Annotated in this window: 6 protein-coding genes; 5 read left to right on the plus strand and 1 reads right to left on the minus strand. The window is 43.2% G+C overall.

Going from position 1 to position 8,628, the window contains the following annotated elements:
* Positions 1 to 36 precede the first annotated feature (36 nt).
* The 5 genes from folD to GW12_RS02335 are packed head-to-tail and all read left to right on the plus strand — an operon-like array spanning position 37 to position 6,114.
* On the plus strand, positions 37 to 930 hold the full coding sequence (gene folD, locus GW12_RS02315) for a bifunctional methylenetetrahydrofolate dehydrogenase/methenyltetrahydrofolate cyclohydrolase FolD (RefSeq protein ID WP_034582891.1): 894 nt from the start codon (positions 37 to 39) through the stop codon (positions 928 to 930).
* 38 nt (positions 931 to 968) lie between these two features.
* Positions 969 to 2,207, plus strand: coding sequence for an FAD-dependent oxidoreductase (locus tag GW12_RS02320; protein ID WP_034582893.1), 1,239 nt, complete (start codon positions 969 to 971; stop codon positions 2,205 to 2,207).
* A gap of 11 nt (positions 2,208 to 2,218) precedes the next feature.
* The gene (locus GW12_RS02325) at positions 2,219 to 2,545 is read left to right on the plus strand and encodes a sarcosine oxidase subunit delta (RefSeq protein ID WP_034582895.1); all 327 of its coding nucleotides are present in this window, start codon (positions 2,219 to 2,221) and stop codon (positions 2,543 to 2,545) included.
* A complete protein-coding gene (locus GW12_RS02330) occupies positions 2,542 to 5,451 on the plus strand; it encodes a glycine cleavage T C-terminal barrel domain-containing protein (protein ID WP_034582897.1) in 2,910 nt (969 codons plus the stop codon). The genes GW12_RS02325 and GW12_RS02330 overlap by 4 nt, the downstream gene beginning before the upstream one ends.
* A 3-nt stretch (positions 5,452 to 5,454) precedes the next feature.
* Positions 5,455 to 6,114: a sarcosine oxidase subunit gamma gene (locus GW12_RS02335; protein ID WP_034582900.1), complete on the plus strand. Its 660-nt coding sequence runs from the start codon at positions 5,455 to 5,457 to the stop codon at positions 6,112 to 6,114.
* 693 nt (positions 6,115 to 6,807) lie between these two features.
* Here GW12_RS02335 and GW12_RS02345 read toward each other — a convergent pair.
* Complete coding sequence (locus GW12_RS02345; RefSeq protein ID WP_034582904.1) at positions 6,808 to 8,118, minus strand: ammonium transporter; 1,311 nt, start codon at positions 8,116 to 8,118, stop codon at positions 6,808 to 6,810.
* Positions 8,119 to 8,628: the final 510 nt, after the last annotated feature.

Genomic DNA, 8,628 nt, shown 5'->3' on the forward strand with positions numbered 1-8,628 from the left:
TGTTTTTCTGAATGATGACCGTACGGTGGTGTTTAAATGAATATCAGTGCAAACCTACAAACTTCTGCCCAAATTGTTGATGGTAAAGCAACTGCAGCAAAGGTACTGGAAGAAGTCAAAGCTGAAGTACAGCAGTTTAAACAAAAGGGCATTGAACCTTGTCTGGCCGTGGTATTGGTCGGTGATGATCCGGCAAGCCATGTCTATGTACGTAATAAGGTTGAAAAAGCTCAGCTAGTGGGTATCCGCTCTTTAGAGTTCCGTATGGAGGCTGATACTGCGGAAGATGTATTGCTGGCAAAAATTGATGAACTGAATGCAGATGCAAGTGTGCATGGCATTCTGGTGCAGCTGCCATTACCCAAACATATCAATGAAACCGCCGTGTTGGAACGTATTCATCCGCAAAAAGATGTCGATGGTTTCCATAGTGAAAATGTCGGTGGCCTGAGTCAGGGGCGTGATGTCCTCACTCCATGTACTCCAACGGGCTGTATCCGTTTATTGAAAGATACCTTGGGGCCTGATTTGACTGGCCTGAATGCAGTCGTGGTGGGACGTTCTAATATCGTGGGTAAGCCGATGGCAGCCTTGCTTTTAAAAGAAAGTTGCACGGTAACGATCGTACATTCCAAAACCCGAAATATTCAGGATATTTGCAAGCAGGCTGACATTCTGGTCGCTGCGGTTGGTCGTCCACTCATGATTGATGAACAGTATGTTAATCCAGGCATGGTGGTGATTGATGTGGGGATTAACCGTATTCAGGTCGATGGCAAAAACCGTCTGGTTGGTGATGTTCATTATGAGGCAGTCATTGACAAGGTCAAAGCGATTACACCCGTACCTGGAGGTGTAGGGCCAATGACAATTGCTTATCTCATGAAAAATACACTTGATGCAGCCAGATTACAGACAAAAGTATTTTAAAAATAAGACAGGTATTAGAGATACCTTGGAGGAAACATATGCCACTTGGACTACTTAAATACGGATTAAGCAGTGAATATCCAGTTGAAGTGGATTTGCCTCCACCAAAGGAACTGAAATCTCACTATGACGTGGTCATCATTGGTGGTGGTGGACATGGACTGGCAACGGCCTATTACCTGGCTAAATATGAAGGCATCACCAATATTGCTGTATTGGAGAAAGCCTATTTAGGTGGGGGAAATACCGCACGTAACACGGCTGTGATTCGCTCTAATTACCTGACTTCAGAAGGTGTTAAATTCTATGCTGAATCGGTCAACATGTTTAAGAATCTTTCCAATGAGTTTGATTTCAACATCATGTATTCCGAGCGTGGTCAGTTGACCCTGGCACATACGGATTCTACCGTGCGGGCTTTCCGTCAGCGTGCTGAAGTCAACAAACACTTCGGTGGACGTACTGAGCTGATTGACCGTCAGCAAATCAAGGAGCTGGTACCCTGTCTGAATCTGGACCCGGCACATTTACCGGTATTAGCAGGTCTCTGGCATATTGATGGTGCCACAGCACGACATGATGCAGTGGCTTGGGGTTATGCCAAAGGGGCATCTAAACGTGGTGTAGAGATTCACCAGTTAACTGAAGTGCAGGATTTTGTCACTGAAGGCAATCAGGTCACTGCGGTCAAAACCAATCGCGGTACTGTGAAATGTGGCTGTGTAGTACAGGCGATTGCAGGTGCTTCAAGCTTGCTCATGAACAAGCTACATATCCGTTCCCCTATTCATACCTTCCCGTTGCAAGCGATGGTCTCTCAGCCATTCAAGCCATTTATCAATCCGTTAGTCAGTTCATCAGCACTGCATTGCTATGTACAGCAAACCAGTCGGGGTGAAATTGTTTTTGGTGGCGGTTCTGATCCATACCCACTGTATAACACCCGATCTACGCTTGATTTAAAAGAAAGTTTGCTCGCGCATGCTATTGAAATGTTCCCTTTTATGGCCAATGTCAAATTAATGCGCCAATGGGCGGGTATTACCGACATGACTCCAGATTATAGTCCAATTATGGGCAAGTCACCGTATGACAATTATTACCTAGATGCGGGTTGGGGGACCTGGGGCTTTAAGTCAACACCAATTTGCGGCAAGACCATGGCTGAACTGGTAGCTACTGGTAAGACGCCAGAATTGATCAAGCCATTTGAACTGTCCCGCTTTAGCCGCTTCCAGCAAGTCAATGAAATGGGCGCAACCGCAGCGAGCCACTAAGGAGATATACCATGAAAATAATGATTTGTCCTCTCAATGGTCCGCGTAATATCAGTGAATTCACCTATGGTGGAGAAGTGCGTGAGATGCCTGATCAAAACACCTGTACGGATCAGGAATGGGCTGATTATGTATTTAATAAAGACAATCTAATCGGTGTGGTACGCGAATGGTGGATGCATACACCAAGCAGCTACTGGTTTATTGCAGAGCGACATACCGCGACGGATGAAATTCTCCGAACCTATGACCCAAAAGAAATTTTTAATAAACGCATTGAATTTACAAATGAAGCGCAGACGACAACATCTGCCGCACAACAAGGGGTAGGCGCATGACAAAAACAGGCTTAGACAGACTTCCTGCACCTTATGGGCTGCTTATTGACCGTGATCATCAAGTGCAGTTTGAATTTGATCAGCAGAGATTCAGTGGCTTTGCTGGTGACAGCATTGCAAGTGCTTTAATTGCCAGTGGACGCTGGATCATGTCGCGTTCATTTAAATACCACCGTCCACGTGCACCGCTGACTATGGCGGGACAGGATGCAAATACCCTGATCCAGCTGCCACAAGAACCAAACGTATTGGCAGATTGTACGGATATTCAAACGATTACGACTTCTTCAGGTCAAAACTATTCAGGTTCTTTATTAAAAGACTCAGATGCATTTTTAGGCAAGTTTTCTAAATTCATGCCAGTGGGTTTTTATTACCGTTCTTTCTATAAACCCAAAGGTGTGTGGAAACTCTGGGAACCGATGATCCGTAAAAAAGCCGGACTGGGGGTGCTGGATCTGAATTTCGAGCCGGAATACTATGACAAGGCATACTTATTTACGGATGTTGCCGTGATTGGTGCAGGTCCTGCAGGGTTGAAAGCAGCGATTACAGCAGCTGATGCTGGTTTGAAAGTATTACTGATTGAACAGGAAAAAGTACTCGGTGGCAGTTTGAACTATGCGCGTTTTGACATAGCAGGGCAGCGAGCAAACCAATTAAGAGACGAATTGATCAATGTCGCTGAGCAGCATGCCAATATCACAGTACTGAAAGAAGCCGTCTGTAATGCCTGGTTCACAGATCATTATCTGCCAGTGATCCAAGGTAAACGCATGTATAAAGTTCGTGCCAAACAGTGCATCGTGGCGAGTGGCAGTTTTGATCAGCCTGTGGTTTTTAGAAATAATGATTTGCCGGGTGTCATCTTAACCAGTGCGGTACAGCGGTTAATCAAGTTATATGCTGTAAAACCGGGTCAGAAAGTTGTCATTCTTACCGGTAATGATGATGGCTATTTTGCAGCGCTTGATTTGCTTGAGGCCGGTATTGCAGTTCAGGCTCTGGTTGATATGCGTGCAGGTGCAGCTAATGCAGCATTACAGCATGCAGTATCTACTAAAGTGCAATGCTATTTCAGAAGTACGGTTTATGAAGCACAACATGATCGTGCCATGCAGCATCTCACTGGTGTGGAAATTCGGCAGATTACTGCTGAAGGGCAGGTCTCGAAAGACTCAATTCATCTGGAATGTGATGTACTGGCGATGTCATCAGGTTACATGCCCGTATATCAGTTGCTGTGTCAGGCGGGTGCTAAACTAAGCTATGATGACCGCCGTGCCCAGTTCAGCATAACTGGATTGCCAAAAGGTTTACATATCACAGGTTCCATACATGGTGTGCATGCGATTGAGAATGTCCTCAAAGATGCAGAACATACTGCACAGAATGTAATACGTTCTGTTCAGGAAAAGTCACAATTTGCTGAAGAGCTGAGCTTCATTGAATCACCCGTCAATTTCCCTTGGCCTATGTTTGAGCATCCTAAAGGCAAGGAATTTGTCGACTTTGATGAAGATCTACAAATCCGTGACATTATCAACGCAACCAAGAGCGGTTACCGTGACGTACAGCTGGTTAAGCGTTTCTCGACTGTTGGCATGGGACCATCACAAGGCCGTCATTCAGCCTTGCCAACCGCACGTTTAGTTGCGAAATACACTGATCGTAGTGTGAGTGAGACAGGCGTGACCACAGCCCGTCCTCCATTTACTGCTGAAAAGCTGGCGCATATTGCCGGTCGTGGTTTTGATCCTTACCGTCAGACGCCAATGCATCAGCGTCACTTAGAACTCGGTGCGAAAATGATGCCTGCAGGTAACTGGCAACGTCCGGCATTTTATGGTCCTGCAGAGCAGCGTTTGAAAAACATTGAACGTGAAGCACTGAACGTGCGTCAAAATGTAGGCATCATTGATGTATCAACTTTGGGTGGTTTAGAAATACGTGGTGCTGACAGTGCCGAGTTCTTGAATCGTCTGTATACCTTTGCTTTTGCTAAATTACCGGTGGGCAAAACCCGCTATGCCGTGATGGCTGCAGAAGATGGTGTAGTGATTGATGATGGGGTCGCCGGTCGTATCAGTGAGCAGCATTTCTATGTCACAGCGACGACCAGCGGTGTCGACCGTATTTATCAGCAGATGTTGAAATGGAATGCACAGTGGCGCCTGAATGTGGATATTGCCAATGTGACCACGGCATTTGCTGCAGTGAATGTCGCAGGGCCCAATTCTCGCGCATTAATGCAGAAAGTATGTACTGATGTGGATTTTAGTAATGAAGCCTTCCCGTATCTAGGCCTAAGGCTGGGCACGATTCAAGGTATCCCGGTCCGTCTACTCCGTGTCGGGTTTGTAGGTGAGTTGGGCTATGAAATTCACTATCCAGCACGTTATGGTGAATTTGTCTGGGATCTGCTGATGGAGGCAGGAAAAGCGTGGAATATGCAGCCGTTTGGTGTGGAAACCCAGCGTCTACTGCGTCTAGAAAAAGGCCATATCATCATTAGCCAAGATACCGATGGCATGACACATCCGAAGGAATGTGATCTCAGCTGGGCAGTGGCAAAATCAAAACCTTGGTTTGTCGGTAAGCGTTCGATCGAAATTCTGGCCTCGCAGCCTTTAAAACGCAAACTGGTTTCTTTTGTACTAGATAAGAATAAGACTCAACCATTGGAAGGGCATATCGTACTAGAGGGTGAAAATATTTCGGGCAATATCACTTCTTGTGAGTACTCACCAAGCTTAGACAAAATTATTGGTATGGCTTATGTGGGAATTCACCAAAGTGTAGAAGGGCAAACTTTCCCGATCCGTGTCGAAAAAGGTGAAATTGTGCAGGCAACAGTAGTCAAAGCACCATTTTATGATCCAGAAAACAAACGTCAGGAGGTTTAAACGATGCACAATCTATATCAGGCAGAGCGCAGTTTAATCCAGCGCACGTTTGAAAAATATGATGCTTATGGTTCAGGCAAATATTTTCTAACTACATCCAATCAGCAGGATCAGCTTAAGCGCTGCGGCCTGATTGATTTAACCCATTTATCTCGTGTGGGATTCCGCGGTGTAGATGCAGCGACCTATTTGCAGGAAAAGGGATATCGTACGCCAGAAGTACCCAATACTGTACTTGCACAGGACGATGGCAGCTTTGTGGGACGTCTTTCTGCAACTGAATATCTGATTCTAGGGTCATTAAATGATTTTGGTGACAAAGTCACTGCACTTGAAGCTGAGTGGAAGATGAATGAATATCTTAATTATTTACTGCCACGCAAGGATAGTCACGCATGGATGTTGCTTACTGGAGATTACGTATCTGCCATTATGGCTAAACTGTGTGGTGTGGACCTCAGTGCCGAAGCATTTAAGCCAGGCCAGATTGTGCAGACTTCAGTCGCACGTATCAATGCAATTGTGCTGAATGTCAGCGATGAAATCTGTCCGAAATTTAGCATCTTGTGTGATCGTTCTGCATCCTTGTATTTATGGGAAGTGCTGATTGATGCAATGGCTGAATTTAACGGTCAAGTAATAGGTATTAATACACTGCTCTAAAGTTCCCTCAACGATAAACCCCTTCTATATGGCTGCTGGTGTCAATCGGCAGCTGTATTATTTTTACCTCCTGTGATTCATGGACTGCTCCCTGAATAGCCACCAATTTTGTAGACACCTTTTAGTTAGATAAAATGGCTAATTAACGAGGTGCTTATGAGCAGTAAACGATACCCTGAACAATTCAAAATTGAAGAAATAAAATAGGTCACTGAGAAAGGTTATCGTGTGGCCAAAGTTACTGTTCGTTTAGGAATCACTACTTATAGTTTGTACGTCATCATCAAACGTTATGATCTACAGTAACCGAAGACAACAGGATTTAATGATCCAAGTGCAGAATAGGCAAAATTAAAAAAGAACTGCAACGAGTTACACAAGAAAAGGACATAGGGCCTGTCCCTTGTTTATGTTCAACTCTGGATGTTCATGCTTTCAGTTACTAAAGAGAGAGGATCAAGAAGAAAAAAGATCAATTTCAAAGATAGTTGTATGTCTATAATTTTGGTGACTATTCAATCGGACTCTATATTTAAAGCTAAGATTCTAATTGCTCAGTGCAAGATCAAGTTTGAAAAGAGATTAGAATGTCCTTATCTGATGAAATGCATTTAAAAAATAGAAAAACTTTTCTTTGAAACGATGTATAAAAAAACAAGAGCACGAGGCTCTTGTTTTTGTCAGGTACTAGAATTAATGATTATAAGCACTCTCGTTATGGTCAGTTTTATCTAAACCAGTTTCTTCCTCTTCTTCACTAACACGTAATGGCATAATCATGCCTACAATCTTAAACAGAATCCAAGACAGAACACCTACATAAACGAAGGTAAATACGATACTTGCAATTTGAGCCAGAATCTGAGGAAGGACAGAAACATCCTCAATATTTCCTCCCAGTGAAGGAATACAGAAGATTGCAGTCAATATACATCCGACCACACCACCAATACCATGTACTGAGAATACGTCCAGTGCATCATCAACACCTAGTTTACGTTTTAAAACGGTAATCGCGTAGAACACAGCGATACTTGCTAGGAAGCCAATCGCAATAGCACCAAACGGTCCTACATACGCAGCAGCAGGGGTAATTCCTACTAATCCAGCAATAGCTCCCGATGCCAGACCGAAAGCAGTAACGTGACCAGCTGAGATTTTCTCAATGATCATCCAGCCAAGTATGCCGCCTAATGTTGCCAGCATGGTAGTCATGAAGATCAGTGATGACGAAGCATCAATAGCTAAAGCAGAGCCGACGTTGAATCCGAACCAGCCAGCCCATAGGAAAGCCGCACCAATCAGGACAAAAACTACATTGTGCGGAGGCATAGGCGTAGTTGGCCAGCCTTTACGTTTACCTAGTACCATTGCACCTACAAAAGAAGTGACACCAGCACTGATATGTACTGCTGTACCACCAGCAAAATCTAGAACTCCCCAGTTATGGAATAACGCACCGTCACCACCCCAGACCATATGAGCTAGTGGCCCGTAGACGATTACTGTCCAGAGTGCTGCAAATAAAACCATGGCACCAAAATGCATGCGCTCAGCAAAACCACCTAATGCAATGGCTGGGGTGATCATGGCAAAGGTCATCAGAAACAGGATGACAATATATTCTGGAATGCCGCCGGCCATACTTTCAGGGGTAATACCAGCAAGAAAAGCAGTACTTAAGCCACCAACAAAGCTTCCTATGTTGTAAACACCTTCCTCCATGCCAGTAGTATCTGTGGCAAGGCTATAGACCACCACAACCCATAAAATACCTACCACACTGGCAATGGCAAAGAACTGGCTCAAAACAGATAAAATATTTTTTGATCGAACCATACCCCCATAAAACAGTGCCAGTCCTGGTATAAACATTAATAGAACAATAACAGTTGAAACCATGACCCAAACAGTCGCTGGCGCATCTATTGCATCTTCTGCAAAGGCCATTGCCGGAAAAAGCAATAAGCTTGCAAGCATTAATTTTTTTAAGTTCTGCAACATCTTGAATGGCTCCCATAAATCCCGAATAAATTACATATAAAAAAACCTATGTCCTGCTGTTAAATGAATTGAAAATATTCTTTAAGGGAATATTTATTTCATTTTTAATTAAGCAATTCATATGCCATGAATATTTAAGGGAATATTCTTTTAATTTTATTTTTCAATAAAAGAGTAAAAGTAAAATAATGTAATATTTTTAAGTTATTGTTTTATTATGAATTTATTGAAAATATAGTCATATTAAAAAGTGAATGGCAAGGCATTAGATGAGCATTACTTCTTAAGGGCTCTGTTGTATAAATATGTAAGCATCTGATTTAAATAAATTTAATTTTGGATCAAAAAATAATCAAAACTTTTAAAATCATATAGTTATGAAATCTTTATGCAACAAAGCCCTTCTTAAGGGATAATTAATTTGGGGTATTTTTCATTTAGCGAAAAACTTTTGAAAATATTGTTAGTTTTAATATCTTAGAAAATTTTATTAGGGTCTGTTGACACTTA

The sequence above is a fragment of the Acinetobacter sp. HR7 genome (assembly GCF_000773685.1).
Lineage (GTDB): Bacteria > Pseudomonadota > Gammaproteobacteria > Pseudomonadales > Moraxellaceae > Acinetobacter > Acinetobacter thermotolerans.

Bases quoted from the DNA above. Each gene is read 5' to 3' on its own strand.
- GW12_RS02325 (WP_034582895.1), top strand. From the start codon at position 2,219: ATGAAAATAATGATTTGTCCTCTCAATGGTCCGCGTAATATCAGTGAA.
- GW12_RS02330 (WP_034582897.1), top strand. From the start codon at position 2,542: ATGACAAAAACAGGCTTAGACAGACTTCCTGCACCTTATGGGCTGCTT.
- GW12_RS02320 (WP_034582893.1), top strand. From the start codon at position 969: ATGCCACTTGGACTACTTAAATACGGATTAAGCAGTGAATATCCAGTT.
- GW12_RS02335 (WP_034582900.1), top strand. From the start codon at position 5,455: ATGCACAATCTATATCAGGCAGAGCGCAGTTTAATCCAGCGCACGTTT.
- GW12_RS02345 (WP_034582904.1), bottom strand. From the start codon at position 8,118: ATGTTGCAGAACTTAAAAAAATTAATGCTTGCAAGCTTATTGCTTTTT.
- folD (WP_034582891.1), top strand. From the start codon at position 37: ATGAATATCAGTGCAAACCTACAAACTTCTGCCCAAATTGTTGATGGT.